At 64.8% G+C, this 26,149-nt stretch carries 26 protein-coding genes; 14 read left to right on the forward strand and 12 right to left on the reverse strand.

The genetic code is table 11. From position 1 onward, the window contains the following. The first annotated feature begins 2 nt into the window (after positions 1 to 2). The 5 genes from flgC (at position 3) to flgG (ending at position 3,715) form a co-directional block, all read left to right on the forward strand. A complete protein-coding gene (flgC, locus tag HUK72_RS10270; RefSeq protein WP_013848511.1) occupies positions 3 to 413 on the forward strand; it encodes a flagellar basal body rod protein FlgC in 411 nt (136 codons plus the stop codon). Further along, on the forward strand, positions 410 to 1,066 hold the full coding sequence (locus HUK72_RS10275; RefSeq protein WP_176596701.1) for a flagellar hook assembly protein FlgD: 657 nt from the start codon (positions 410 to 412) through the stop codon (positions 1,064 to 1,066). Before flgC ends, HUK72_RS10275 begins: the two co-directional genes overlap by 4 nt. Positions 1,067 to 1,130: 64 nt before the next feature. Continuing rightward, a complete protein-coding gene (locus HUK72_RS10280; RefSeq protein WP_176596702.1) occupies positions 1,131 to 1,973 on the forward strand; it encodes a flagellar hook-basal body complex protein in 843 nt (280 codons plus the stop codon). A 149-nt stretch (positions 1,974 to 2,122) separates the two neighbouring features. Further along, entirely contained in the window at positions 2,123 to 2,863 is a 741-nt protein-coding gene (locus HUK72_RS10285; RefSeq protein ID WP_176596703.1) for a flagellar basal body rod protein FlgF, read from the forward strand. A gap of 63 nt (positions 2,864 to 2,926) precedes the next feature. Beyond that, positions 2,927 to 3,715 carry a flagellar basal-body rod protein FlgG gene (flgG, locus tag HUK72_RS10290; protein WP_176596704.1) on the forward strand — a complete coding sequence of 263 codons (789 nt, stop codon included), beginning with the start codon at positions 2,927 to 2,929 and terminating at the stop codon, positions 3,713 to 3,715. Here flgG and HUK72_RS26985 read toward each other — a convergent pair. Beyond that, positions 3,699 to 3,884, reverse strand: a complete 186-nt coding sequence (locus tag HUK72_RS26985) for a hypothetical protein (RefSeq protein ID WP_218036146.1) — start codon at positions 3,882 to 3,884, stop codon at positions 3,699 to 3,701. The genes flgG and HUK72_RS26985 overlap by 17 nt on opposite strands. On the opposite strand from HUK72_RS26985, the gene HUK72_RS10295 reads away from it, so the two are divergent. From HUK72_RS10295 to HUK72_RS10325, 7 genes are all read left to right on the forward strand, one after another. Then, the gene (locus HUK72_RS10295; protein WP_255325661.1) at positions 3,883 to 4,497 is read left to right on the forward strand and encodes a flagellar basal body L-ring protein FlgH; all 615 of its coding nucleotides are present in this window, start codon (positions 3,883 to 3,885) and stop codon (positions 4,495 to 4,497) included. The two genes, HUK72_RS26985 and HUK72_RS10295, sit on opposite strands and share 2 nt — an antisense overlap. Next, complete coding sequence (locus HUK72_RS10300) at positions 4,497 to 5,750, forward strand: flagellar basal body P-ring protein FlgI (protein WP_255325662.1); 1,254 nt, start codon at positions 4,497 to 4,499, stop codon at positions 5,748 to 5,750. The genes HUK72_RS10295 and HUK72_RS10300 overlap by 1 nt, the downstream gene beginning before the upstream one ends. Next, positions 5,750 to 6,064 carry a rod-binding protein gene (locus HUK72_RS10305; RefSeq protein ID WP_176596706.1) on the forward strand — a complete coding sequence of 105 codons (315 nt, stop codon included), beginning with the start codon at positions 5,750 to 5,752 and terminating at the stop codon, positions 6,062 to 6,064. Before HUK72_RS10300 ends, HUK72_RS10305 begins: the two co-directional genes overlap by 1 nt. Next, positions 6,061 to 7,395 (forward strand): flagellar hook-associated protein FlgK, encoded by a 1,335-nt coding sequence (gene flgK / locus HUK72_RS10310; protein WP_176596707.1) that lies wholly within the window; start codon positions 6,061 to 6,063, stop codon positions 7,393 to 7,395. The genes HUK72_RS10305 and flgK overlap by 4 nt, the downstream gene beginning before the upstream one ends. A gap of 17 nt (positions 7,396 to 7,412) precedes the next feature. Further along, positions 7,413 to 8,258, forward strand: a complete 846-nt coding sequence (locus HUK72_RS10315; RefSeq protein WP_176596708.1) for a flagellin — start codon at positions 7,413 to 7,415, stop codon at positions 8,256 to 8,258. Between the two features lie 287 nt (positions 8,259 to 8,545). Then, positions 8,546 to 9,409 (forward strand): flagellar motor stator protein MotA, encoded by an 864-nt coding sequence (motA, locus tag HUK72_RS10320; RefSeq protein WP_176596709.1) that lies wholly within the window; start codon positions 8,546 to 8,548, stop codon positions 9,407 to 9,409. A gap of 3 nt (positions 9,410 to 9,412) precedes the next feature. Further along, positions 9,413 to 10,468: a flagellar motor protein MotB gene (locus tag HUK72_RS10325; RefSeq protein ID WP_176596710.1), complete on the forward strand. Its 1,056-nt coding sequence runs from the start codon at positions 9,413 to 9,415 to the stop codon at positions 10,466 to 10,468. Positions 10,469 to 10,850: 382 nt separating this feature from the next. On the opposite strand, the gene recA is transcribed toward HUK72_RS10325, so the two are convergent. From recA to dapA, 6 genes are all read right to left on the reverse strand, one after another. Further along, the gene (gene recA, locus HUK72_RS10330; protein ID WP_176596711.1) at positions 10,851 to 11,924 is read right to left on the reverse strand and encodes a recombinase RecA; all 1,074 of its coding nucleotides are present in this window, start codon (positions 11,922 to 11,924) and stop codon (positions 10,851 to 10,853) included. Positions 11,925 to 12,023: 99 nt separating this feature from the next. Then, complete coding sequence (locus tag HUK72_RS10335) at positions 12,024 to 12,383, reverse strand: response regulator (RefSeq protein ID WP_176596712.1); 360 nt, start codon at positions 12,381 to 12,383, stop codon at positions 12,024 to 12,026. A gap of 93 nt (positions 12,384 to 12,476) precedes the next feature. Continuing rightward, positions 12,477 to 14,903: a PAS domain-containing sensor histidine kinase gene (locus HUK72_RS10340; protein WP_176596713.1), complete on the reverse strand. Its 2,427-nt coding sequence runs from the start codon at positions 14,901 to 14,903 to the stop codon at positions 12,477 to 12,479. 48 nt (positions 14,904 to 14,951) lie between these two features. Continuing rightward, positions 14,952 to 15,545, reverse strand: coding sequence for a DUF2062 domain-containing protein (locus tag HUK72_RS10345; protein WP_087575969.1), 594 nt, complete (start codon positions 15,543 to 15,545; stop codon positions 14,952 to 14,954). After that, positions 15,545 to 16,027 carry an SsrA-binding protein SmpB gene (gene smpB / locus HUK72_RS10350; RefSeq protein ID WP_176596714.1) on the reverse strand — a complete coding sequence of 161 codons (483 nt, stop codon included), beginning with the start codon at positions 16,025 to 16,027 and terminating at the stop codon, positions 15,545 to 15,547. Before smpB ends, HUK72_RS10345 begins: the two co-directional genes overlap by 1 nt. Before the next feature lie 112 nt (positions 16,028 to 16,139). Continuing rightward, on the reverse strand, positions 16,140 to 17,018 hold the full coding sequence (gene dapA / locus HUK72_RS10355; protein ID WP_176596715.1) for a 4-hydroxy-tetrahydrodipicolinate synthase: 879 nt from the start codon (positions 17,016 to 17,018) through the stop codon (positions 16,140 to 16,142). 157 nt (positions 17,019 to 17,175) lie between these two features. Between dapA and HUK72_RS10360 the strand changes: the two genes are divergently transcribed. Together HUK72_RS10360 and greB are read left to right on the forward strand one after the other, a co-directional pair. Then, entirely contained in the window at positions 17,176 to 19,212 is a 2,037-nt protein-coding gene (locus tag HUK72_RS10360) for a transglycosylase SLT domain-containing protein (protein WP_369805986.1), read from the forward strand. A gap of 106 nt (positions 19,213 to 19,318) precedes the next feature. After that, positions 19,319 to 19,804 (forward strand): transcription elongation factor GreB, encoded by a 486-nt coding sequence (gene greB / locus HUK72_RS10365; protein WP_176596717.1) that lies wholly within the window; start codon positions 19,319 to 19,321, stop codon positions 19,802 to 19,804. 385 nt (positions 19,805 to 20,189) lie between these two features. Here greB and HUK72_RS10370 read toward each other — a convergent pair whose 3' ends face one another. The 5 genes from HUK72_RS10370 to aspS all read right to left on the reverse strand — a co-directional run bounded on the left by HUK72_RS10370 (position 20,190) and on the right by aspS (position 26,053). Beyond that, positions 20,190 to 20,375, reverse strand: a complete 186-nt coding sequence (locus HUK72_RS10370) for a hypothetical protein (RefSeq protein ID WP_176596718.1) — start codon at positions 20,373 to 20,375, stop codon at positions 20,190 to 20,192. A gap of 133 nt (positions 20,376 to 20,508) precedes the next feature. Beyond that, the gene (locus HUK72_RS10375; RefSeq protein WP_176596719.1) at positions 20,509 to 21,837 is read right to left on the reverse strand and encodes a methyl-accepting chemotaxis protein; all 1,329 of its coding nucleotides are present in this window, start codon (positions 21,835 to 21,837) and stop codon (positions 20,509 to 20,511) included. Positions 21,838 to 21,910: 73 nt separating this feature from the next. After that, positions 21,911 to 22,696, reverse strand: coding sequence for a polyphosphate kinase 2 family protein (locus HUK72_RS10380; protein ID WP_176596720.1), 786 nt, complete (start codon positions 22,694 to 22,696; stop codon positions 21,911 to 21,913). Further along, positions 22,693 to 24,072 (reverse strand): APC family permease, encoded by a 1,380-nt coding sequence (locus HUK72_RS10385; protein WP_255325664.1) that lies wholly within the window; start codon positions 24,070 to 24,072, stop codon positions 22,693 to 22,695. Before HUK72_RS10385 ends, HUK72_RS10380 begins: the two co-directional genes overlap by 4 nt. 196 nt (positions 24,073 to 24,268) lie before the next feature. Continuing rightward, positions 24,269 to 26,053 (reverse strand): aspartate--tRNA ligase, encoded by a 1,785-nt coding sequence (gene aspS, locus HUK72_RS10390; RefSeq protein WP_176596721.1) that lies wholly within the window; start codon positions 26,051 to 26,053, stop codon positions 24,269 to 24,271. Positions 26,054 to 26,149: the final 96 nt, after the last annotated feature.

The raw sequence follows: 26,149 nt of genomic DNA on the forward strand, positions 1-26,149 counted from the left end.
GCATGAGCGGCTCCGGTCCCATGAACGTCTTCGACATCGCCGGCCGCGCCATGAGCGCGCAGCTCGTGCGGCTGAACGCCACCGCCTCCAACATGGCGAACGCCGGCAATGTCACCGGCAGCGCGGCGGAGGCCTATCGCGCGATCAAGCCGGTGTTCCAGTCGGTCACCGACAGCCCCGGCGTCTCGACCGTCAAGGTCCAGAATGTCGTCACCACCAATGCGCAGCCGACCAAGCGCCACGATCCCAACCATCCGCTGGCCGACAAGAATGGCGATGTCTGGGAAGCCGCCGTGGATAGCAGCGCGGAGCTGGTCGACATGATCGAGACCGCCCGCATGTACCAGAACAACGTGCAGGTGCTGAACACCGCCAAATCCCTGATGATGGAAACCATAAGGATCGGCAAATGACGACCACGACCGCCACCGACGGCGCGGGCCTGTCCGTCTATAACCCCTATGCCAATGTCGGCACGGGCAAGTCGGAAATGGGCCAGGCGGATTTCCTGCGCCTGCTGACCGCGCAGATGCAGACGCAGGACCCGTTCGAACCGATGGATAACGCCCAGATGGTCTCGCAGATGGCGACCATCACCAACAGCAGCGGCATCGCGGAAATGAACCAGACGCTGAAAAATCTGGCGTCGCAACTGACCGGATCGCGCCTTGGCGACGCGGCGAGCTGGATCGGCAAATCGATGCTGATCCAGAGCAACATCGCCGCGCCCGATGCAGCCGGCCAATATATGGGCCAGGTCAGCTTTGCCGACGCCACCAGCGGCGCCAGCGTCGACCTGATCGACGGCAGCGGCAATGTCGTCAAGACGATCGCGCTGGGCGATCAGCCCAAGGGCGACGTCAATTTCTATTGGGACGGCAAGGATGAGGCGGGAAACACCGTCGCCACCGACGCCCTCAGGATCAAGGTCAACGGCGCCAACCCCAGCCGCGTCGCGAGCTGGGCAACCATCGCCGCCGTCCAGTCACCCGCGGACGGCAGCTCGTCCAAACTCATCACCGCGCTCGGCACCTATTCGCCGTCCGACGCCATTTCCCTCGCTTAAGCCAAGTCCTTTTCACCCCCAAATCCTTTTCACCCCCAAATCCTTTCACCCAAGGAGCAACGCCATGTCCTTCTACATCTCGCTTTCCGGCCTGAAGGCCGCACAGACCGACCTGTCGACCACGGCGAACAACGTCGCCAACGTCAATTCGACCGCCTTCAAGAAGAGCAAGGCCGTGTTCGGTGACATCTTCGCCGCCGCGCCGATGCAGACCACGACGCAGGTCGCGGGCCAGGGCGTGCGCACCCAGGGCATCAGCCAGCAATTCACCCAGGGCACGATCGAAACCACCGACAAGACGCTGGACCTCGCCATCACCGGCGAAGGCTTCTTCACGGTGAAGCGCAGCGCCGACGATCAGATCGGCTATACCCGCAACGGCGCCTTCTCGGTCGAGGAGGACCGCTATGTCGTCGACACCACCGGCGCCCGGCTTCAGGTCATTCCGCTCGATCCGACGACCGGCGCGCCCACGGTGACCGGCACGCTGACCCCCACTTCGCTCACGGACCTCAAGATCCCGACCAACTGGCCCGACGGCGGCACCGGCAACCAGCTCACCAGCGTGGGCGTATCGGAAGAAGGCAAGATCACCGGCGTCTACGCCGATGGTTCCACCGTCTATCTGGGCGCGACCGCGATCGCCGCGTTCAACAGCCAGGAAGGGCTGCGCCAGAGCGGCGACGCCCACTGGACCGCCACCAACGCCAGCGGCGCGCCGATGCTGGGCACCGGCAATAGCGGCCTGTTCGGCTCGGTCCGCTCCGGCGCGCTGGAACGCTCCAACGTCGACATCACCGAGGAGCTGGTGAACCTGATCTCCGCGCAGCGCAACTTCCAGGCGAACTCGAAGGCGATCGAGGCGGCGAATACGCTGTCGACCACCATCGTCAACATGCGGACGTAAGCTTCCGCATGAATTGAACCGTCATTCCCGCGAAAGCGGGAACCCATCTCCCGACCTCGCACAAAGCGGCAACGCTGGGAGATGGATCCCCGCCTCCGCGGGGATGACGGAAATAAATCAGCGCCCGCAGTCAACAACAGGACACCCCCATGGACCGGCTCGTCAACACGGCACTCACCGCGATGCGCGGCGCGATGGCGCGGCAGGCGGCGATCTCCAACAATCTGGCGAACGTCAACACCACCGGCTTTCGCGCAGAGATCGCCAATGCCGAGACGCGCTGGATCAAGGGCGACGGCCTCAACACGCGGGCGCAGGCGTCCGAACAGGTGATCGCCGCCGACATGGCGCAAGGCGCGGTCACCGAAACCGGCAATCCGCTGGACGTGGCCATGAACGGCGATGCGATGCTCGCCGTTCAGGCCCCGGACGGCGGCGAAGCCTATACGCGCCGCGGCGACCTGAAGGTCAGCGACAGCGGCCTGCTCACCACCGGCGACGGCCTGCCCGTGCTGGGCGAGGGCGGCCCCATCACCCTGCCCCAGATGGACAGCGTGTCCATCGCGAAAGATGGCAGCATATGGGGCGTGCCGCAAGGCGGCGACCCCGCCAATCCCCAACAGATCGATAAGCTGAAGCTCGTCAGCCCGGTCGGCTCCAGCATCGCCAAGGGCACGGACGGGCTGTTCCGCGAAGTCAATGGCGGCGCCCTGCCCGACGACCCGCTCGCCAGCGTGACCGGCGGTTCGCTGGAAGGGTCGAACGTCAACGCCACATCGGCCCTCGTCCAGATGATCGAGGCGAGCCGCGCCTGGGAAACCCAGGTCAAGATGATCGACACCGCCAAGCAGTTGGACGACGGCGGCGCTTCGCTGATGCGCCTGGACTGATGGCTGATCTGGCACGGCTCTTGCTTATCATGATGCCATGAGCCTGCCTCACGGAGATAGACGATGACCAACGCCGCCCTTCATGTCGCCCGCACCGGCCTTGACGCGCAGAACACGAAGATGCGCGTGATCGCCAACAACCTGGCGAACGTCAACACCACCGCTTTCAAGCGCGACCGCGCCGATTTCGAGACGCTGGCCTATCAGCAGATCGTGGCGGCGGGCGCGAACAGCGACAGCGAGAACAAGTTCGCCACAGGCCTGAACCTGGGCTCGGGCGTCGCGATGCAGGGCACGGCCAAGATCAACACCCAGGGCACGCTGAACCAGACCGGCAACGCGCTGGACATGGCGATCGAGGGTTCGGGCTATTTCCAGGTGCAGCAGCCCGACGGCTCCATCGCCTACACCCGCGCAGGCAATTTCACGACCACGGCCGAAGGCGTCGTCGTCACCAGCGACGGCCTGCCGCTGATCCCGCAGATCACCGTGCCGGAGGGCGCGACCAGCGTCACCGTCGGCAATGACGGCACCGTGTCCGCCACGCTTCAGGGGCAGACCGAACCGACCCAGCTTGGCCAGATCGAGCTGGCGAGCTTCATGAATCCTGGCGGTCTTCAGGCGGTCGGCGGCAATCTGCTGAAGGAAAGCGCCGCCAGCGGCACGCCGCAGGTCGGCGTTGCGGGTCTGGACGGGCGCGGCGTCGTCCGCTCGGGCTATCTCGAAACCTCCAACGTCAACGTCGTGGAAGAGCTGGTCGACATGATCGAAACCCAGCGCGCCTATGAGGTCAATTCCAAGATGATCAAGGCGACCGACGAGATGCTCCAGTACGTCAACCAGCAGTTGTGAGCCGGATGATGCCTAACCCCACAAAGCCGTTCGCCCTGAGCTTGTCGACCCGAAGGGCGGCGGCAGCCAACGGCTTCTCTTCTTCAAAGAAGAAAAAGGCTTCGACAGGCTCAGCCCGAACGGTGGTTCTTGGCTTGGCTGTGCTCAGCTTCGCCGCCTCCCCGGCCATGGCCGGCAAGAAGCGCGATGCCGAGCGGCAATTTTATGCCCCCTCGGTCGTTGCCGCTCCTGCCGCTCCGGCGGCGAACGGCTCGATCTTCCAGGCGTCGATGGGCTATACGCCGCTCACCAGCGGCGCGCGGGCAACCAGCGTGGGCGACATCATCACCATCGTGCTGGTCGAACGGACCCAGGCGACCAAGAGCAACAGCGCCGACACCAGCCGCGATGGCAGCATCGCGCTGACCCCGCCCAGCACCGGGCCGCTCTCCAAGCTCTTCTCCGCCAGCGACATCGGCTCCAGCGGCAGCAACGCCTTCACCGGCAAGGGCGCCGCCACCCAATCCAACGCGCTGAACGGCGAGATCACCGTGACCATCGCGGCGACCTATCCCAACGGCACGATGCTGGTGAAGGGGGAAAAGGCGCTGACGCTCAACCGCGGCGACGAGTATATCCAGATCAGCGGCCTCGTCCGCCAGGCCGACATCGGCCCGGACAACCGCATCGCCTCGACCCGCGTGGCCGACGCCAAGATCATCTACACCGGCAAGGGGGAAATCGCCCGCGCCAGCCGCCAAGGCTGGTTGCAGCGCTTCTTCTCTATGATCAGCCCCTTCTGATGGACATGCACGCCATGACCCGCATGACCCGCTTCTTAAGCTTCGTCATTCCCGCGAAGGCGGGAATCCATCTCCTGCCGCATCCCCAGTCGATGGGTCTGGAGATGGATTCCCGCCTTCGCGGGAATGACGTTGGTGTGTGGGGCAAGCGTCCAATCCAGCGCGCTATTCTCGCCCTTCTCACCGCCCTCACCTTCCTCGCCGCCCCCGCCCATGCGGAGCGGATCAAGGACCTCGGCACCTTCCAGGGCGTCCGTCCCAACCAGCTCACCGGCTACGGCATCGTCGTCGGCCTGGCGGGCAGCGGCGACGACAGCCTCGACTATGCGACGCAGGGCATGAAGGGCGTGGTCTCGCGCTTCGGCCTCACCTTGCCGCAGGGGATCAACCCGGCGCTCAAGAACGCGGCGGCGGTGCTGGTCACCGCCGACCTGCCCGCCTTCGCCAAGCCCGGCCAGCGCCTCGACGTCACGGTCTCGGCGCTGGGCAAGGCCAAGTCGTTGCGCGGCGGCACGCTCATCCTGACCCCGCTGCGCGGCGCGGATAATGAAATCTACGGCATGGCGCAGGGCAATCTGGCCGTCGGCGGCCTGGGCGTGTCCGGCGCGGACGGCAGTCAGGTGTCGGTCAACATTCCCTCGGCGGGCCGCATTCCGGGCGGCGCGACGGTGGAGCGCGCGGTCGCGACCGGCTTCGACACGGCCCCTACCCTCACCTTCAACCTGTCCGAAGCGGACCTCACCACTGCCCTCCGGGTAGCGGACGGCATCAACCGCACCTATGGCGACCATCGCGCCAAGGCCGTGGACGCCGTGTCGGTCACGATCGACGCCGCGCCGGGCGCTTCAGACCGCATCATGATGATGGGCATGATCGAGAATATCGAGGTTTCGCCCGCCGACGCCCCCGCCAAGGTGATCGTCAACGCCCGCACCGGCACGGTCGTCATCAACGGCGCGGTGAAGATCCATCCCGCCGCCATCGCGCATGGGAAAATCACGGTCAGCGTCAATGAATCGCCCCGCGTGGTTCAGCCCGCCCCCTTCTCGCAAGGACAGACGGCGGTGGAGCAATCCAGTTCGATTTCGATCGATCAGGAAAAGAAACCGATGATTAATTTTAAAGGTGGAGCCTCTCTGGCCGATATAGTCAAAGCGGTGAACGCCATCGGCGCCTCCCCCGCGGACATGGTCGCGATCCTCGAAGCGCTCAAACAGGCGGGCGCGCTCAAGGCTGAACTGGTGGTGTTGTGATGCAGATTGGTGCGACTTCGGGAACGACAGCCCAGACGGGCGGAACCCAGAGCAAGGCGTCGCTGGAAAAAGCCGCGCAGCAGTTCGAGGCGATCTTCCTGCGCCAGATGATGGGCGCGATGCGCTCGGCCAGCCTGGCCGAGGGCATCAGCGATTCCAGCGCGACCGACCAGTTTCGCGACATGGCCGACGCCCGCACCGCCGACAGCATGGCGAGCCGGGGCACGCTGGGCATCGCGGACATGCTGATGCGCCAGTTCGGGGCCAAGGTCAGCGCAAACCCGCCCGCCAGCCCCGCGGATAAGGCCGAATGAGCGATCTCTTCATCATCGGCGCCTCGGGAACGAAGGCATATCGCACGGCGATGGCGGCGGTTTCCGAGAATATCGCCAATGCCAGCACGGAGGGCTATTCGCGCCGGTCGGTGACGACGGTGGAATCCGGCTCCTCCACCGCGACCATGGCCGTCTATATCTCCCGCGCCAATTTCGGCGGCACTGAGGTCAAGAGCGTCAACCGCTCCACCGATCCCTATCTCGACGCCACGGTCCGCTACACCAACATGCAGCTTGGCAGCGCCGTGGCGCGGATGCGCTGGCTGACCGATTCGGAAACCGCGCTCAACGACACGGAAACCGGCGTCGGCCAGCTCATGACCGGCATGTTCCAGAATATGGACAAGCTGGCGGCCAGTCCGAACGACAATTCGCTGCGGGTGACGACCCTCGACAGCATCAGCCGCGTCGCCCAAGCGTTCCAGCAGACGGCGGCGGACCTGACCCAAGTGTCGAGCGGCATCGCGACCGAGGCGCAGGCGTCGGTGACGACGATCAACCAGGCGATCTCCGCCCTGGCCGACATCAACAACAGCCTGCTGCGCGCGACGCCGGGCACGTCGGCCTATGCGCAACTGCTCGACAGCCGGGACGCGGCGCTGGGCACATTGTCGTCCAATCTCAATATCGACATCAGCTTCGGCGTCCATGATCAGGCGCAGGTCACGCTGAACGGCCAGACGCTGGTGCAGGGCAGCAGCGCCACGACCCTGGCGCTCACCAGCAACGCCAACGGCACGCTGGCGCTGGCGACGAGCGGGGGCACCGCGCTCGCCGCGCCGACCAGCGGCACGTTGGGCGGGCTGTTTTCGGCTGCCAATACCGTGGCCGACCGGCACGCCAGCCTCGACACGGTGGCGCAGCAATTCGTCACCGACATGAACGCCTGGCATGCCCAGGGGCGGACGGATGCGAACGCCGCCGGCGCCCCGCTGCTGTCCGGAACCACCGCCGCCAGCGTCACCGCGCTGATCAGCGATCCGGCCCAGCTTGCCGCGAAATCGCCCGACGGAACGCCGAACGGCAATCTGCTGACGGTATCAACGGCGCTGCGCGGCAATGGCAGCGTCGAACAGGGCTGGACCGCGCTGATCGCGACCCACGCCAACCTCCTCTCCTCCACCAAGGCGGAACAGACCACGGCGCAGAGCCGCAGCGACCAAGCCGTGGCCGCGCGCGAGGCGGTGAGCGGCGTCGACCTGGACATGGAGGCGGCCGACCTGCTGCGCATCCAGCAGGCCTATTCAGGCTGCGCGAAGATCCTTCAGGTCGCGAAGGAAACCGTCGACGCGATCCTGCAGATCATCTGAAGGCAAGGAACCGGACCATGGTAGGCATCACCAACAAGATCCTTCTGGCGGAAATCCGTCGCCAGCAGCAGCTATCCCAGGGCATCGTCGACGGCCAGACCGCCATTTCGACCGGCAAGACGCTGACCAAGCCGTCGGACAATGCGCTCGCCTGGGTGCAGGTGTCGGACATCGGCCGCGCGCAGGCGCAGCAGGCCGCCTGGCAGTCCAATGTCAGCACCGGCACCACCCGCGCCGCCACGGCCGAATCCAATCTCCAGGAGATGAACACGCTGTTGACCCGCGCACAGGAGCTATTGACGGCCGCGCGCAACGGATCGCTGAACGACGCCAGCAAGACCGCGATCGTCGAGGAAATGAAGACGATCCGCACGACGGTCGATTCGCTGCTCAACCAGAAGGATTATAACGGCATCCCGACCTTCGACGATGGGCAGAGCGTGCTCGTCCCGGTGAGCCGCGGCCTTAATCTCGCGGTGGTCGGCACCCGGCAGGAAGTGTCCGAAGGGATCGACGTGAACGGCACGCCGATGACGCTGGACGCCATATTGGGCCAGAGCATCACGGCCTTGCAAAGCGGCACCGACGCCGATGTCGTCGCCGCGCTGGACGCGATCAAGGCGGGGCAGAACCATGTCGTCCTGGAACAGACCAAGCAGGGCGTGCGCGGCGACCGGCTGGACGTGATCGGGACGCGCCTTACCGACATCGACCTCGATCTCAAGGAACGGCGGGCCGATCTGGAATCGACCGATCTGACGGAGGTGATTTCCTCGGTTTCCGCCAAGCTGCTCCAATTGGACGCCGCGCAATCGGCCTTCGCCCGGATCAACCAGCAGACGCTGTTCGACCTGATCAAATAGGGTAAGCGGCGCCCGCAATTCCCCGTCGTTCCCGCGAAGGCGGGAACCCATCTCCTGACGCTGCGCCGAGCGCATTCTTGTGAGAGATGGATCCCCGCCTCCGCGGGGATGACGAGAATAAGGATCCACCGTCCAAAACCGCGCCTTTCCGGACAAAAACATCCTTACCGTTTTTTCGACGGGCGCCCTAAATCACAAGATAACCAAGCCGTATTAACCAATCGAGAGCGTCTTCATGCGATGCTTCGATCAAGACGGCGCCTTCGGGCAGAATTTCGGGGATAATCATGTTCGCAATCATCGGCCTGGTCGTGCTGCTCGCCATGGTGTTCGGCGGCTTCATCTTTACAGGCGGCGACATCGGCCCGGTTCTGCACGCCCTGCCCCATGAAATGATCATCATCGGCGGCGCGGCCGTCGGCGCGCTGATCATCGGCAATTCGGGCTCGGACCTGAAGGCGCTGGGCGGCGGGCTTGGCAAAGTGTTCAAGGGGCCGAAATATAAGAAGCAGGATTTTCTCGACTGCATCTTCCTCGTCTCCAAGCTGATGAAGACGCTGCGCGTCGAGGGACCGGTGGCGCTGGAACCGCATATCGAGGACCCGGCCAGCTCGACCATCTTCTCCGAATATCCGCGCCTGATGGGCGACAAGACCCTGATCCACCTGATCAGCGACACGCTGCGGCTGGTGGTCGTGTCCTCCGGCACGCTCGATCCCCATGCGGTCGAGGAGGTCATGGATAATGCGCTCAAGACCCATCATCATGAATCGCTGAAGCCCGCCGACAATCTTCAGGGACTGGCCGACGCGCTGCCCGCGCTGGGCATCGTCGCGGCGGTGCTGGGCGTGGTCAAGACTATGGGTTCGATCGACCAGCCCCCGGCGATCCTGGGCGGCATGATCGGTTCGGCGCTGGTCGGCACCTTCCTGGGCGTGCTGCTCGCTTACGGCATGGTCAATCCCTTCGCCAATCGCTGCCGCGCAGTGATCGAGGCAGACGGCTCCATGTACCATGTCGTCAAGCAGATCATCGTCGCCTCGCTGCACGGCCATCCGCAGCCGCTGGTGATCGAGGCGGCGCGCTCCAGCCTCACCCATGCGAACCAGCCGGCCTTTGCCGAAGTGTTCGACGGCATGCGGGGCAAATAAGCCATGGCCGAGAAGAAACGCGGGGCGAACGAGCCTGAACCCCGGCCGATCATCGTCAAGAAGATCATCGTCGAGGGCCATGGCGGCCATCATGGCGGTGCGTGGAAGGTGGCCTATGCCGACTTTGTGACGGCGATGATGGCCTTCTTCCTGCTGATGTGGCTGCTGGGCGCGACCACGGAAAAGCAGCGCAAGGGGCTGGCGGACTATTTCACGCCGACGCTGGTGCAGATGAAGGAGAATTCGGCCGGCTCCAACGGCATGTTCGGCGGCGACAGCATGATGGGCAAGGAAAATTACCCGACCACCGGCGGTCAGGGGAACCTGGCCATCACCATGCCGCGCGACGCGTCGGGCACGAAGGATCAGGGCGGCAAGGCCACCAAGGCGGCCGACCGCGCCAAGTTCGAATCGATCAAGAAGGAGCTGGAGGCGCGCATGGCCCGCCGCCAGGGCATCAACAAGCTGCGCAAGAATGTCCGCTTCACAGAAACGCGCGAAGGGCTGCGCATCGACCTGATCGACGAGGCCGATTTCGCCATGTTCGCCATGGGGACCGACCGGCTGCTACCGCAGGCCCGCGAACTGGTGGACGAGGTGGCGAAGACGATCCAGACCATGCCCAATCCGCTGATCGTGCGCGGGCATACGGACGGGCTGCCCTATAGCTCGGGCCAGACGATGAACAATTGGATGCTGTCCTCCGCCCGCGCCGAAGCGACCCGCAAAGCGCTCGCCGCGAGCGGCATCGGCAACGACCGCTTCGCCCGGATCGAGGGGGTGGCCGACCGCGAGCCTTTCGCGAAGGGCGACGTCTACGACCCGCGCAACCGGCGCATGTCGATCATCCTTGGATGGAGCCGTGGCGCAAGCGATGGCGATGCCGATGAACAAGCCGATGCGGAGACCAGAGCGGCGATCAAGGAACGCGACAATCCGGTAACCGTCGCTCACAGCGAAGCGCGCAAGCTCGACATGGGCGGAACCGGCCTGCCGACAGGCGCGCAGTTGATCAACCCCACGGCAAAGGGCACGTCCAGCAAACCCGGTAAGCATTAAAGGGGGCAAGTGGCGGCTGCGGGTGGGGAGCGGACGGTCTGCTTCGCACTGCTTTCCTTAAAACGCACCGTGCTCCTGCGCAGGCAGGAGCCCAGTTCAAACGGTGCGATGATCCATAGACGGCGGGACTGGGCTCCTGCCTGCGCAGGAGCATGGTGCGCTTAACGGCTGAGAATGACCGCAACTGGCCATTCCCTCCCCATATTTCTCCCACCATATCGTTTCACACCGCCAGAATTCCGACGCCTGCCGCCGCCACACCCTCCAACGGTAAAAGGCCCGCTGCGCCAGTCGCGCAGCGGGCCTTTTCAGTGCGTGAAGCAACAGGCGGGCTGTATCGCGCCAAGGCTTCCGGTTGATCTGGCCGGAAAGCCGTCAGCGCTTATTCGCCATCATCCTCCGCTTCGGGTCCGACCATCATCCCTTCAGCGACCTCCTCGGTCTTGCCGCGGATCGCCTTTTCCAGCTTGTCCGCCATTTCGGGATGTTCTTTCAGATAGGTTTTCGCATTCTCGCGACCCTGGCCAATGCGGACCGAGTCATAGGAGAACCAGGCGCCCGATTTCTCGACCAGACCGGCCTTCACGCCGATGTCGAGCAGTTCCCCGATCTTGGACACGCCCTCGCCATACATGATGTCGAATTCGACCTGCTTGAACGGCGGGGCGACCTTGTTCTTGACCACCTTCACCCGGGTCGCGTTGCCGACGATGTCCTCGCGGTCCTTGATCTGACCGGTGCGGCGGATGTCGAGACGGACCGAGGCGTAGAATTTGAGCGCATTGCCGCCGGTCGTCGTTTCCGGATTGCCGTACATGACGCCGATCTTCATGCGGACCTGGTTGATGAAGATCACCAGGCAGCGCGAGCGGGAGATGGAGCCAGTCAGCTTGCGCAGCGCCTGGCTCATCAGGCGCGCTTGCAGGCCGACATGGCTGTCGCCCATCTCGCCCTCGATTTCCGCGCGCGGCACCAGCGCGGCGACCGAGTCGATCACCAGCACGTCGATCGCGTTCGAGCGCACCAGCGTATCGACAATCTCCAGCGCCTGTTCGCCCGTGTCCGGCTGCGACACGATCAGTTCGTCAATGTCGACGCCCAGCTTCTTCGCATAGACCGGGTCGAGCGCATGTTCCGCGTCGACAAAGGCCGCGATGCCGCCGGTCTTCTGCGCCTCGGCAATGGCGTGCAGCGCCAGCGTCGTCTTGCCCGAGCTTTCCGGGCCATAAATCTCCACAATGCGCCCGCGCGGCAGGCCGCCAATGCCGAGCGCGATGTCCAGCCCCAGCGATCCGGTCGAGATCGCTTCGATCTCAAGCTTCTCGCGGCTGCCCAGCTTCATGGCCGAACCCTTGCCAAAGGCACGGTCGATCTGGGAAAGGGCCGCTTCCAATGCTTTCTGTCTGTCCATTGTCCCCGTCTTCTTGGAATCGATGAGTGAGAGCATTGCGGTCATCGGCCTATCCCCTGTCAAGCGGAACACGCCGATCGAAGTGGCGCGTGGCCACCATGTATCCTGTTTGTTCTAATGGAACAAGAGGGGAACGAAATTTTCCTATCGGACCCCCAGGGCCTTGTTCAAGGCCCGTTCGACCGCGCCGATGGTGAAAGGCTTGGCCAGCGTCGGCCGGTCCGCATGGCCGGTCGGCAGGTCGTCCGCCATGCCGCCCGTCGCAAAGACGAAGGGGATGCCGCTCTGCGCCAATATGTCCGCCACCGGCCAGCTTTTCTCGCCATGCAGATTGCAGTCGAGCAGCGCCGCGTCGAAGCCGCCCTCGCGCGCCTTGACGCAGGCTTCATCGACCGATTCGGCAATGGCGTGCAGCCGGTATCCCAGCGTGTCGAGATAATCCTCCAGCATCATGCCGATCATTGCTTCATCCTCGACGATCAGGATGGTCTTGCCGTCAGACATGCTTGCGGTCCCCAATAATGCCCATCGCTAACCCCGAATGCGATTTCCGACCAGCATAATTCCCCGGCGGCGCAGAAGTTCATTCCCTGGAACTCACTCCGGCGCCGGCCGCAACGCCAGTGCATCCCGCGCCGCTTCCGCCAACTGACTGACGGAAAAGGGTTTCGGCAGAAAAGCCACATTGGCGATGTCGATCGATTTGCGCAACTGTTCCTCGGCATAGCCCGACATGAACAGCACAGGCAGGTCGGGATGAGTGGCCCTGGCCCGCGCCACCATGGACGGGCCGTCCATGTTCGGCATCACCACGTCGGAAATGAGCAGGTCGATCTTCTCGTCCCCGTTCAGCACCTCCAGCCCCTGTTCGCCGTCATTGGCGGTCAGTACCTTATAGCCCTGCCGCGTGAGCGCCCGCTCGGCAACGGCGCGCACCATATCCTCATCCTCCACCAGCAGCACCGTGCCGGTGCCCCAGGTTTCGCTGCGGCGGACCGGCGCCTTGGGCTGGGCTGCCTGCTCCACATCGGCGCCGTGATAGACTGGCAGGTAGATGACGAAGCTCGCCCCGCGCCCCAGTTCGGACTCCGCGAAGATGAACCCGCCCGACTGCTTGACGATGCCGTAGACGGTGGAAAGGCCCAGCCCCGTGCCCTTGCCCAGTTCCTTGGTGGTGAAGAAAGGCTCGAAGATCTTCGAAAGAATATCCGGCGGAATGCCAAGCCCGGTGTCCGACACCCGAACCGCCGTATAGTCGGCCAGCGGCATGATGTCGTTGCGCATTTCCCGCACCTTGGCGGCGGGCACGGCATAGGTCTGGATGTTGAGCGTGCCGCCATCGGGCATGGCGTCGCGGGCGTTGACGGCCAGGTTGACGATCACCTGCTCCAACTGGCCGGGGTCCGCCCGGACCGCGCCCAGATTGCGGCCATGGGTGACTTCCAGCTTCACACTCTCGCCCAGCAGCCGCTTCAGCAGGTTGGAGACGTCCGCGACGATGTCCGGCAATTGCAAGATCTGCGGCCGCAACGTCTGCTGGCGCGAAAAGGCCAGCAATTGGCGCGTCAGCCCTGCCGCACGGTTGCTGTTCGACTTGATCTGCTGGATGTCGTCATAATCGCTGTCGCCCGGCGTATGGCGCATCAGCATCAGGTCGCAATGGCCGATGATCGCGGTCAGGATATTGTTGAAATCGTGCGCCACGCCGCCCGCAAGCTGGCCGATAGCCTGCATCTTGGTCGCTTGCGCCACCTGCCGCTTGAGCTTGCTCTCCTCGCTATTATCCTTGAGGGAGAGCAGCACCGCCGCTTCGCCCAGGCCCCGCACGCCCGCCAGGCTGAGCGCGATCGGCTCGTCCGGCTGCTCGCGCATGCGCACGGCGACGTCGCCCGACATTTGCGGGCCGACGGCGAAGCGCCGCACCGCGTCGGCCACCGCCGCCTGATCCTCCCGCACGACCAGATCGCCCGGATAGCTCGGCTTGTCGCCTTCCTTGAGGCCCGCCGCCCGCGAAAAGGCCTTGTTGAGAAACAGCACCCGTCCGTCGCGATCCGCCATGGCGAGACCGAAGGGCAGCAGCGACAGCAAAGTCTCTATATAGGAAAGCGCCGAAGTGCCGCCCGCATTGCCCGCCGGCTCATCGATCAGCAGCAGCAGCATCGGCCCGTCCTGCGCGCCCGATTGCGCACCGACGGGCTGGACGGCGCGCTTCAGCGGCACTTGCAGCAGGCGCAGCGGAATGCCGCCTGATTCCTCCCGCGCCAGGAACAGCCGCGCCTTGTCGTCCACCCGCATATGCGCGGCGAAATCGCGCCCAGTGATATTGGCGTCGATCCGCCCAGCGGCGCGCAGCAGGAAAGCGCCATTGGCCGCCCGGATGCGCCCTTCGCCGCCGATCATCACCGCCATGATGCCCGCTTCGCCCAATTGCCGCCCCGCCTCCCCGGTCAGCAGGCGATGGACGTCATCCAGCGCGCTCGGCTGGCGCACCGGGGAAAAGCGCCACAGCAGATAATCTTCCGACCGCCCCGTGCGCCCGATGAAGGCGTCCAGCCGCAGCGCGCCCTGCACAATCCCCTCGACCCGCGCCTCACCGTCGCGCCAAGCGGCGCGGGCGGCGTTCCCCAGGCTGTCGGACAGGGCATTGTCGCCGGTGATGTGCGGCGGCGTGGGGAAGCCGGGAAACCATTCCCCGAACAGATCACTGGCGCAGACCAGCCGCCCGGCGCGGTCAGTGACGGCGATCGCCATGTTGGACGCATCCGCCGCAGCCCGCGCCACCGTCCAGTCGGGCACGGCCTCGCCCACCGCCACTTCCTCCGGATGGAGCTTGCGATACCAGCTCAGTAGCGCCGCCCCGGCCAGCACCGCCGCGCCGAAACCGGCGCCCAGCGCCCAGTTCCCGGCGGCATAGACGACCAGCCCCGCCGAAATCAGCGCCAGCAGGATCAGCAGAGGCAGGATCAGAGGCGACGGCCGGTCAGCCGCCCAAGCGTCTCCATCCCTGATCACACGCGCGGACACGGCCCGGCTATCCCCCTGCATTCACAATGGACTTGCCGCCCCTGCCCGTCAGGCCGAAGCGACTTCCTCCAATGCGCCGCTTTCGAGTGCCTTGCCAATCCTCAATTTGCGCGCATGCCATTTCCGGCCCATGCGATGGCGCCAGATCCAGTCGGCCAGGAAATAGCCCACCACCGCGAAAGCGAGGGAAATCAGCGCCAGCCCCAGCAACATCGCCGGCGCCGCTTCGGAAAAGAGCCAGGCGCACCAGTCGCGGATCGAGGCATGTTTGTCGACCAGCGCCATGAAGCCCGATGCGTCGGCCGTCCGCCCCAGCATCCAGTTGCCCATCCACACCGACGCCATCAGGAACAGCGGCGTCGTCGCCGGATTGGAAAGGAAGGTCATCGCCGCAGCCAGCGGGATATTCGCCCGAAACGGCAGCGCCAGCAGCGCCGCACCCGCAATCTGCACGCCGGGGATCAGCAGGAAGATGCCAACCAGCAGCCCCAGCGCCACGCCGCGCGGCACCGATCGCCGGGTAAAGCGCCACAAGGACGGCTCCAGCACCCGATGCGCCACCGGGGCCAAGAAGCGGTTATGTTCCAGCGACTCACGGGTCGGGGCATTGGCGTGCCACCAGCGGCTGAGTCTATTGTCCATCAGCGGTGCGCCTTCATGATGCGCTGCTGATCGCGCTTCCAGTCGCGTTCCTTGATCGTCTCGCGCTTGTCATGGGTCTTCTTGCCCTTGGCCAGCGCCAGTTCGACCTTCGCCTTGCCCCGGCTGTTGAAATAGATGCTCAAGGGGACCAAAGTCATGCCCTTGCGTTCCACCGCGCCGTGCATGCGGGCGATCTCCCGCTCGTGCAACAGCAGCTTGCGGGGGCGTTTCGGCTCATGGTTGAAGCGGTTGCCATGGCTGAACTCAGGGATGTTGCTGTTGACCAGCCACACCTGCTCGCCCTTCACCTCGGCATAGCTTTCCGCGATATTGCCCTCGCCAAAGCGCAGTGACTTGACCTCGGTCCCCTGCAGGGCGATGCCCGCCTCGAACACATCCTCCAGGAAATATTCGAAACGCGCGCGCCGGTTCTCGGCAACGATCTTCTTCTTGTCGAAGGCTTCGGGACGGGGGCGGGCCATCGGTCTTTTCTAAACTTCCATTCGTGTCGGGCGCAGCATCCTATACGCGCCGCGGCCGGTCCTTATTCCGGGCACGCGGCCCGAAAGGAGGGAATATGGGGTCGGCGCGGCCTTATACCAGTCCGGCGATCTCCAAGGCCCGGTCGACAGCGGCGCGGCTCGATTCCGACGGCCAGGTGATCGGCAGGCGGACGTCGCCGGGCATGTCGGGACGGACCCGCGTAAGGGCGTATTTAACCGGTCCGGGTGAAGAATCGCTGAACAGGGCATCATGCAGCGGGTAGAGACGATCCTGAAGCGCCAAGGCACCATTCCAATCGCCATCGGCAATGGCTTTCTGGAATTCGGCGCACAGGCGCGGCGCGACATTGGCCGTGACCGAAATGCAGCCCTTGCCGCCCATCGCATTGAATCCCAGCGCCGTCTCATCATTGCCGGAAAGCTGACAGAAATCGGCCCGGCAGGCGAGCCGCTGCGCGGTGACCCGCCCCAGATTCCCGGTAGCGTCCTTGATGCCGACGATGGTCTGATATTCTTCCGACAGGCGGTGGATCACCGGCACGCCGATGTCGGTGATGGTACGGCTGGGCACATTATAGAGGACGATCGGCAGCGAACAGCGCTCCGCCAGATAGGCGAAATGCTGATAGACGCCGTCCTGATTGGGCTTGTTGTAATAGGGCGCGACCACCAGCGCCGCATCGGCGCCCGCCGCCTGCGCCGCGAACATATGCTCCAGCGCGATTCGCGTATCGTTGGAGCCGCAGCCCGCGATCACCGGCACCCGGCCCGCCGCCTGGTCGACGCAGATGGCGATCACGCGGTTATGCTCCTCGACCGTCATGGTCGCGCTTTCGCCGGTCGTGCCGCAGGGCACCAGCCCGCTGCTGCCCTGCTCGATCTGCCAGTCGACGAAGGCGCGGAAAGCCGCCTCATCCACCGCCCCATCGCGGAAGGGCGTGATCAGCGCCGGAATCGACCCGGAAAACATGCAACAAACTCCTTCAATTCACCGGGATTCCGGGGCATCATAGCGTGAAACACGCGAACGGCGCGCTATAGCGCGTCATTCATGGCCTGATAAGGATGCAATTGCGATCATGTCTAGTAGGCTGTCGCCCTCCTGTTCTGAAACTGTCATGGTTCGTATGCCCCTGATCGCCCTTCTGCTTTTCACCGCCGGCGCCAGCGCCCAGACGGAAACGCCCGCGCCTCCGCCCGCTTCGGCCTATCCGGCGGGCGCCGTGGTGCAGCCGCTTCCCCGCTCCACGGAGCCGAGTCCCTGGCAGCAGGCGCAAAGCCGAATCGGCGTGGCGAGCGATCCCGCCATCTCCGGCACGATCAGCCAGTGGCGCGCCCTGCAACAGAGCGATGCGCTGGGGTCGTCTACCTATATGAGCTTCATCATGGCGAACCCCGGCTGGCCGGGCGAGGACCGGATGCGGCGGCTGGCGGAAACCGGCATCAATCCCAACAGCTACGATCCCGGGCAGGTCGTCGCCTTCTTCACCCGCTTCCCGCCGCGCACCGCCACCGGCAATGCCCGCTATGCGCTGGCGCTGATGCAGCAGAACCGCATGGGCGAAGCGCGGATTGCGGCGCGCAACGCCTGGATCGGCGGCACGCTATCGCCCGATGACGAAGCGCGGCTGCTCTCGCTCTTCGGTTCCGGCTGGACCTCGGTCGAGCATGACCTGCGCGCCGACGCCCTGCTGTGGAAGGGCGACATATTCGGCGCGCAGCGGATGCTGGCTTACGTTTCGCCCGCCCGCCGCCAGGTCTATGATGCGCGCATCGCCTTCCGCCAGAAGGCGCCCGACGCCGCGATGAAGATGCAGTTGGCCGAAGCCGTCGGCGCGACCGACGCGGGCTTCATCGCGGACAAGGCGACATGGATGCTGAACAGCGGCAACTGGATCGCAGGCCGCCAATATCTCGCCAACCGCCCGGCGCTGACCTTCCGGCCGGGCGACGCGGAAAAATGGTATGAGGTGCTGCTGACCCAGGCCCGCGCCGCCGCCAACGACAGCCAGTGGAGCTTCGCCTACGGCATCGCCAGCAAGCTGGACGACGCCTATCTGCCCGGCACCGACGTCAACACGCGGCCCATTGGCGAACGCGACGACTATACCAGCCTGGCCTGGCTGGCGGGGTCGACGGCCTTCTATAATCTGAACAAGCCGATGGATGCGGTGGAGATGTTCCGCCGCTACGCCACCGCCGCCAAATCGCCGCAGACCCAGTCCAAGGGCTTCTACTGGGCAGGCCGCGCCGCGCTCCAGGCCGGAGACGCGGCCACGGCGAACAGCTATTTCACCCGCGCAGGCGCCTTCCCGGATCAATTTTACGGCCAGCTCGCCCTGGAGCGGCTGGGCCGCCCGATCCCCGCCCCCGCCGCAGTCGAGCGCCCGGTCGAAATCTCCGCCAGCGAGCGCGCCGCCTTCGCCAGCCGCTCGGTCGTCCGCGCCGTGAAGGCGCTGGGCCAGATGGGCTATTGGGAGGATCAGAGCAAATTCGCCCGCGCCATCGCCAATAATGCCGACAGCGACGCCGACCATTATCTGGCGGTGGAACTGGCGCAGAGCATCGGCCGTCCCGACATGGGCGTGATGGTCGGCCGCCGCGCCGTGTCGAGCGGCCTCACCGGCTATGGCGAAAGCGCCTTTCCCCGCGTGCCCGTGCCGTCGGAAGCGCAATATAACTGGACCATGGTCCACGCCATCGCCCGGCAGGAAAGCCAGTTCGACCGCCAGATCGTCAGCCATGCGGGCGCTCGCGGCCTGATGCAACTCATGCCCGGCACGGCGCGGGAACAGGCCGGCAAGCTGGGGATGAGCTATGACGCGACTTCGCTCAGCGATCCCAGCTACAACATCATGCTGGGCTCCTCCTATTTCCAGCGGATGCTCGATTATTATGGCGGCAGCTATCCGCTGGCGGTGGCGGCCTATAATGCCGGGCCGGGCAATGTGAACCGCTGGATCAGCGCCAATGGCGACCCCCGCCTGCCCGGCGCCGACATGCTGCGCTGGATCGAGCAGATCCCGCTGTTCGAGACGCGCAACTATGTCCAGCGCGTGCTGGAAAATGCTGTGGTCTATGAGGCGATGAACCCTGGGCGGGCACGGTTCCGGGGCACGACGACGCCGCTGTCCAAATATCTCGGCAAGCAGACGCCCGGCTAAAGCGGCCACCCTCTCCCCGTTCGGGCTGAGCTTGTCGAAGCCCTCTTCTTTTGAGGAAGTGCTGGGCTTCGACAAGCTCAGCCCGAACGGCTAGGGAGGGTTCATCATGAGTGCCCCTTATCCCAATTACATCACCCCCGAAGGCTTCGCGAAGCTGCGCGCCGAATATGACCAGCTCCTCGGCGTCGAGCGCCCGAAGATCGTCGAGGTCGTAAGCTGGGCCGCGGGCAATGGCGACCGCAGCGAGAATGGCGATTATCTCTACGGCCGCAAGCGCATGCGCGAGATTGACGGGCAGTTGAAACGCCTCTCGCGCAAGATGAAGGACGCCAAGGTCGTCGACCCGCGCCAGCAGCCCGACAAAAGCAAGGTCTATTTCGGCGCCACCGTCACCATCGCGGACGAGGACGACAACCACCGCACCGTCACCCTGGTCGGCAATGACGAAACGGAAGCGGGCGCGGGCCGCATCGGCTGGGCCACCCCCATCGCCCGCGCCCTGCGCGGCGCGGCGGTGGGCGACCTGCGCCGGGTTATGCTCCCTGCGGGGGAGAAGGAATATGAGGTGATGGCGATCCGCTATCCGGAGTAGTCGTGGCAGCGATTGCCCGCCATTACGCGCGCCGTGCTCCTGCGAAGGCAGGAGCCCAGTTCAGACGGCGCGATGATCTACTAGTCCCCTGAATCCGAAGTTCGCCACATTAGGCTGTATCGACATACAGCTACTTCGTACGATTGGCGCGACCTTCATTCCAAATCGTCATGCTGAACTTGTTTCAGCATCCATTGTGCCTCTATGCACCTGCGGCTCCTGGGGAGAAATGGATGCTGAAACAAGTTCAGCATGACGTCGCTTATATTTTTAAGCTGAATGTCGATACAGGCCTAAGGGCGGGACTGGGCTCCTGCCTTCGCAGGAGCACGAAGTATCTCCGGGCTGGGTGTGTCCGCTCTCCACCCAAAACCGCCAACACCCCTCAATCATCCCGCCGCAATATCACGTTTAGCCGCTCCATCACCTCTGCGATCGGCTCGACCACGGTCACGCTGCGCCCTTCTCCGAAGCGGATGCGGGTGCCGTCCGTGACCGATGAAACGAAGGTGACCTGCACGGCATTGACGGCGGTTTCGGTCCGGTCGGCGCCCACGAACATGACGAGCATGCATCCTCTCCTTCTTTATGGAAGGAGAGCCTAACCCGAATTCCGCCCGAAGCCAGCCCTTTTCCCGCCAGAGCGATTTCCAGGCGACCGGAATCGATTGCCGGTCAGGCAATCGCGGCAAATATAGGAATCTCTAAGCCGCCTGAATCGCCCGGATGAAGGCGCTGGCGCGGTCGTCCAGCCGGTGCGCCTCTTCCGACAGGCGGCCTGCCGCGTCGCGCATGGCCTGCGCACCTTCCACCGCCGCGCTCGCATTGACGCTGATCCGGCTGGCGCTGGCGCGGATATGCTCGCTCGCCTCGCCCGCCTCCTCCACGCTGCCCGCAATCGCCCGGCTGAAGGCGCCATGCCGCGCCACCGCCTCGAAGACGGAAGCCGACAGCCGGTCCGCGGTCGCGATCGCCGCATCCATATGCGCATGACCCTGCGCCACATGGCCAACGGTGGTGCGGATATGGTCGATCCGCCGCGCAATCTCCGCCGCCGCGTCGCGGGTCTGCCCGGCGAGCGATTTCACTTCCCGCGCAACCACGGCAAAGCCCTGCCCCGCCGCCCCGGCACGCGCCGCCTCGATCCCGGCGTTCAGCGCCAGCGTCGTCGTCGCCCGCGCAATCGCGTCGATCAGCGCGGTCACTTCCCCGATCCCATCGGCCTGCGCGCTCAGCGTCCGTGTCTGCACCGCGCCCGATTGCGTCTGGTCGACGGCAGCGCGAATGGCCGCCCCCGCCTCCCGCACTTCCTCCTCCATCGACTGGAACAGCAGCCCCAATTCCCGTCCCGACGCCGCGATGCCCGACAGATTGTCGGCCGTCTGCGCCGCCGCGACCGCCATCCCCGCCGAGGCATGGCCGTTATGCGCCGACCGCTCCGCCGCATCCTCCGCCAGCCGCGAGAGCATGTCCGCCATCGCCACCAGGTCCGCGATCAGCGTCTGGATGTCGCCCCGGAAGGTCGCGCTCTCCCGCGTCACCAGCTCCAGCCGCTCGACCCGCGCCAGCGCCACTCGCGCATCCCGCTCCGCCGCCAGCTTGAGCAGAAGCTGCCCCCCGGCGACCCCGGCATAACGACCGCGGTCGACCACGATCAGCCCCTCGCAGCCCTGCCCCTGCGCGGCGTAAAGGTCGATCAACGCCTCTATGCTGGCGCGCCGTTCGACCGTCGCGCAGGGCCGCACATGATCGTCCAGCCGCCCGCCGAAACTGGGATTGCGCAGCAGCGCATGACCGAAGGGATTGAACAGGATGCGCCGCATGTCGCGCTCGTAGATCGCGCCCACCGGCCGGTCCGCGGCATCCAGCACCGGCAACAGCCGCAGCGCAGGATCATGCTGGAAATGGTCGACCGCCTCGCTGAGCGGCCGCCCCAATCGGATCGCCGGACTGGGCGTTACGAGGATTAGGCCCGTTCCCTGCGAAGGGATCGGCTCCGGCGAGGATCGGTCGAGCATCTGGGGCGCGTACATAAGCGCCGATTAAGCCCGCAATGGTAAACGAGCCGTTAGGATTTGATGACAGTTTTGTGACAATCGCTTGTTTTTACGATATTTTCTTGTAACCATAGGCCTTCGCCGCCAGCTTCACCACCTCTGGATCAGCTTCTGGAAAATCCATCGGCACCAGCCTTTCCAACCGCTTGGCGACATAGGCCAGCGCGGCAATCCGCCCGGCGCGGCGATGATTATTGTCGATCGCGTGCCAGGGCGCCGCTTTCGTATCCGTCTTGCGGAACATGTCGTGCATGGCATCCAGATAATCCGCCCGCTTCGCCCGGTTGCGATAATCGTCCGCGCCGGTCTTCCACCGCTTCCAGGGCGTGTCCAGCCGCTGGGCGAGTTGCTCGTCCTGCACTTCCTGCGTGATATGGACGAACAGCTTGACGATGTTGGTCCCGGCGTCGATCTGCTGCTTTTCGAAGGCGTTGATCTCCTCATAGGCGCGCTTCCACTCGCCCTTGGCGCAGAAGCCCTCCACCCGCTCGACCAGCACACGGCCATACCAGCTCCGATCGAAGATCGAGATGTTGCGCCCCGCCGGCAGCCGCGTCCAGAAACGCCAGAGGAAATGCCGGTCGCGCTCCTCCTCCGTCGGTGCGGAGATCGGGTGGACCTTGTAATAGCGCGGGTCCCAGTCGGCGGTCATGCGCTTGATGATGCCGCCCTTGCCCGCCGCGTCCCAACCTTCGAGCAGGATGACGCTGCGCCGGTCATGGATGATGTGCGCCACCTGGATCTTCGCCAGCCGCTCCTGCAATTGGGCCAGCTTCGCCTCATAATCGCCCTTGAGCTTCGCGCCCTTCTCATAATCGGCAAGGTCGATGGTCATGTCTGCACCTTCCACTGTCCCCGGCGGCAAAGCACGAGCTTATACCAAAGGATCGAACCCGCAATCTGCGCGGCGGTTGCAATCAGGCCGGGGCGCCCCTCCTCGACATCGAGCCAGCTTGTCCAGACGACATAGGCCAGCGCCAGCAGCGTCACGATGGGCGCCATCGGATAGAGCGGCATGCGATAGGGCGCATGGGCGCTCGCCCCGCTGCGACGCCCCGCCATGGCGGCGAGGGCGATACCGCCATAGATGGCGACCAGCCCGGTGCCGTTCAGCACCAGCAGCAACTGCATCGGCAGGAAACAGGCCAGCGTGCCCAGCCCGCCGACGATCAGCGTCCCGATCCAGGGCGAATCGAAGCGCGGATGGATCGCCACCAGCCAGTCGTCGATGCGCGGAATCCACGCCCGGTCCCGCCCGGTCGAATAGAAGAAGCGCGCGCAGGCCAGCACGCAGGCGATGATGGCGTTGACGATGGCCAGCACGATGCCGACCGACACCAGCGCCGACAGTCCCGCGCCTCCGCGTTGCCGCACCAGCAGGCCGAAGGGATCGTCGACGGTCAGCAGGGTCGCAAGGTCGATCTTCGCCAGCAGTAATGCGAGCAGCGGCACGCCCTCGAACAGCAGCGCCAGCCCCAATGCGGCAAGGATGGTCCGGGCGATCCGCCGAGGCGCCTCATGCATTTCCTCACCGAAATAGACCGCCATGCCATAGCCGTTGAGCGCAAAGATCGCGATAGTCGTGGCGACGCCGATGGAGGCGGCGCTGGCGGGCGCCCAGCCATTGCCCGCCACGGCGACCGGATGGGTGAGGAAATCCAGCGCGGGCCGCGCATGATCGGCAAAGCCCAGCGCCATCACCACGGCGACCGCAAGCAGCTCGACCAGCAGGAACAGGCCGGTGATGACCGCATTCACCCGGATGTTGAGGATCGCGACCAAAGTCGATCCGATCATCACCGCAACGGCGACCGGCACGGCGGGCAGTCCCGGCACCACCGTCGCCATGACGGAGGCGATGCCCAGCGCCGCGACGGGCGGGAACAGCACATTGTTGAAGACATTGACGCCCAGCATGACAAAGCCCGCCATTGGCCCCAGCGTCTGCGCCACCGCGACATATTCCCCGCCTGCGACCGGCCAGGCGGAGGAGAGTTCGGCATAGATGAAGGCGGTGGTGACGCAGATCAGGCTGGCGAGGATCATCGCCCAGATCGCGCCGGTCCCCGCCTCCTGCAACATGCCGGGGATGATGACGAAAACCGAGGAGGCCGGAGTGGTGGCGGAGAGGGTGAGGAACAGCACGCCCGCCACGCCCAGGCTGCGCGCCAAGGCGGGCGGTTTGTCCGGCAACATCTGTTCGTCGAGCATGGCCTGTCCCCCTTGCTCGCCCTTACACTCAAGAGCGAACATAAAAAATCCTCCCTACGCAAAGCGTGGGGAGGGGGACCGCCGCCAAAGGCGGTGGTGGAGGGACAAATGCGCAGGTGGTGCCATCACCCCTCCACCATTCGCTTCGCGAACGGTCCCCCTCCCCATCTTTCGATGGGGAGGATTTGGAAGGAGGTTACGCCTTAGCCTGCGGCTCCACGACCCTGATGTGCAGTTCGCGCAACTGCTTGAACTCCGCCGGCGAAGGCGCACCCATCAGCAAATCCTCCGCCCGCTGGTTCATCGGGAACAGCGTGATCTCGCGCAGATTCTGCGCCCCGCAGAGCAGCATCACGATCCGGTCCACGCCCGCCGCCATGCCGCCATGCGGCGGCGCGCCATATTGGAACGCACGATAGAGGCCACCGAAACGCTCCTCCACATCCTGTTGCGACAGGCCCACTTTCTCGAACGCCTTGACCATCAGCTCCGGCGACTGATTACGGATCGATCCCGACGCAATCTCATAACCGTTGCAGACCATGTCATATTGATAAGCGTTGATCGTCAGCGGGTCCTGATTGTTCAGCGCGTCCAACCCACCCTGCGGCATGGAGAAGGGGTTGTGCGCGAAGTCGATCGACTTCGACTCCTCATCATATTCGTAGAAGGGAAAGTCGACGATCCAGCACAGTTCGAACCGGTCCTTGTCGATCAGGTCCAACTGCTCGCCCGTGCGGATGCGCGCCAGACCGGCCAGCTTGGCCGCCTGCGACTCCTTGCCCGCCGCGAAGAACACGCCGTCATTCGGCCCCAGCCCCAGCGCGTCGATCAGCTTCGCCGTCCGCTCCTCGCCATGATTCTTGGCGATCGGACCGCCGGGCACGCCGTCCTTGATGTTGATATAGCCAAGGCCCGAATAGCCCTCGGCCCGCGCCCAGACATTCATGTCGTCGAAGAATTTGCGGCTCCCTGCGCCAGCACCCGGCGCCGGGATCGCGCGGATCACGCCACCGCTCTCCACGATCCCCGCGAAGATGCCGAAGCCCGAACCCACGAAATGCTCGGTGACGTCGGTGATCAGGATCGGATTGCGCAGATCGGGCTTGTCCGACCCATATTTCAGCATCGCCTCGGCATGGGGAATGCGTGGGAAGCTGCCCGCAGGCGTCACCGGCTTACCGTCCGCGAACTGCTCGAACAGCTGGGCGATCACCGGCTCCATCGTGTTCCACACATCTTCCTGCGTGACGAAGCTCATCTCCAGATCAAGCTGGTAGAACTCACCCGGCAGGCGGTCGGCGCGCGGGTCTTCGTCGCGGAAGCAGGGCGCGATCTGGAAATAGCGGTCGAAGCCCGCCACCATCAGCAACTGCTTGTACTGCTGCGGCGCCTGCGGCAGAGCGTAGAATTTCCCCGCATGGATGCGGCTGGGCACCAGGAAGTCACGCGCGCCTTCGGGCGACGAAGCCGTCAGGATCGGCGTCGAATATTCCGTAAAGCCAATGCCTTCCATGCGGCGGCGCATGTCGGAGATGATCTTGGTCCGCTTGACGATGTTCGCGTGCAGCGTTTCGCGCCGCAAATCGAGGAAGCGGTAACGCAGGCGAATGTCTTCCGGATATTCCTGCTCGCCCGCGACCGGCAACGGCAGGTCGGCGGCGGCGGACAGCACCACGGCGTCCAGCGCGCGAATCTCTATCTCCCCGGTCGGCAGGTTGGGGTTCACCGCTTCCTTCGCCCGCGCAACGACCTTTCCCGTCACCGTCACGACGCTTTCGGCGCGCAGCGATTCGATCACCTGGAACACCGGCCCATCGACCTCGGTGACGATCTGCACCATGCCATAATGGTCGCGCAGGTCGATGAAGACCAGATCGCCATGGTCGCGCTTGCGATGCACCCAGCCGGACACGCGCACCTCATTGCCGACTTCGGCCGAGGTCAGGGCGCCGCAGGTATGAGTGCGATAAGCATGCATGGCGATCTATTCTTTCAGCTACGTTTTACGGAAATGACAAATTGTTGCAGCGCCGCTATGGGCAGTCTTGTCAAGCATTGACGAGCCCGTGCGCGA

It is taken from the genome of Sphingobium sp. 15-1 (assembly GCF_013375535.1).
Taxonomy (GTDB): domain Bacteria; phylum Pseudomonadota; class Alphaproteobacteria; order Sphingomonadales; family Sphingomonadaceae; genus Sphingobium; species Sphingobium aromaticivastans.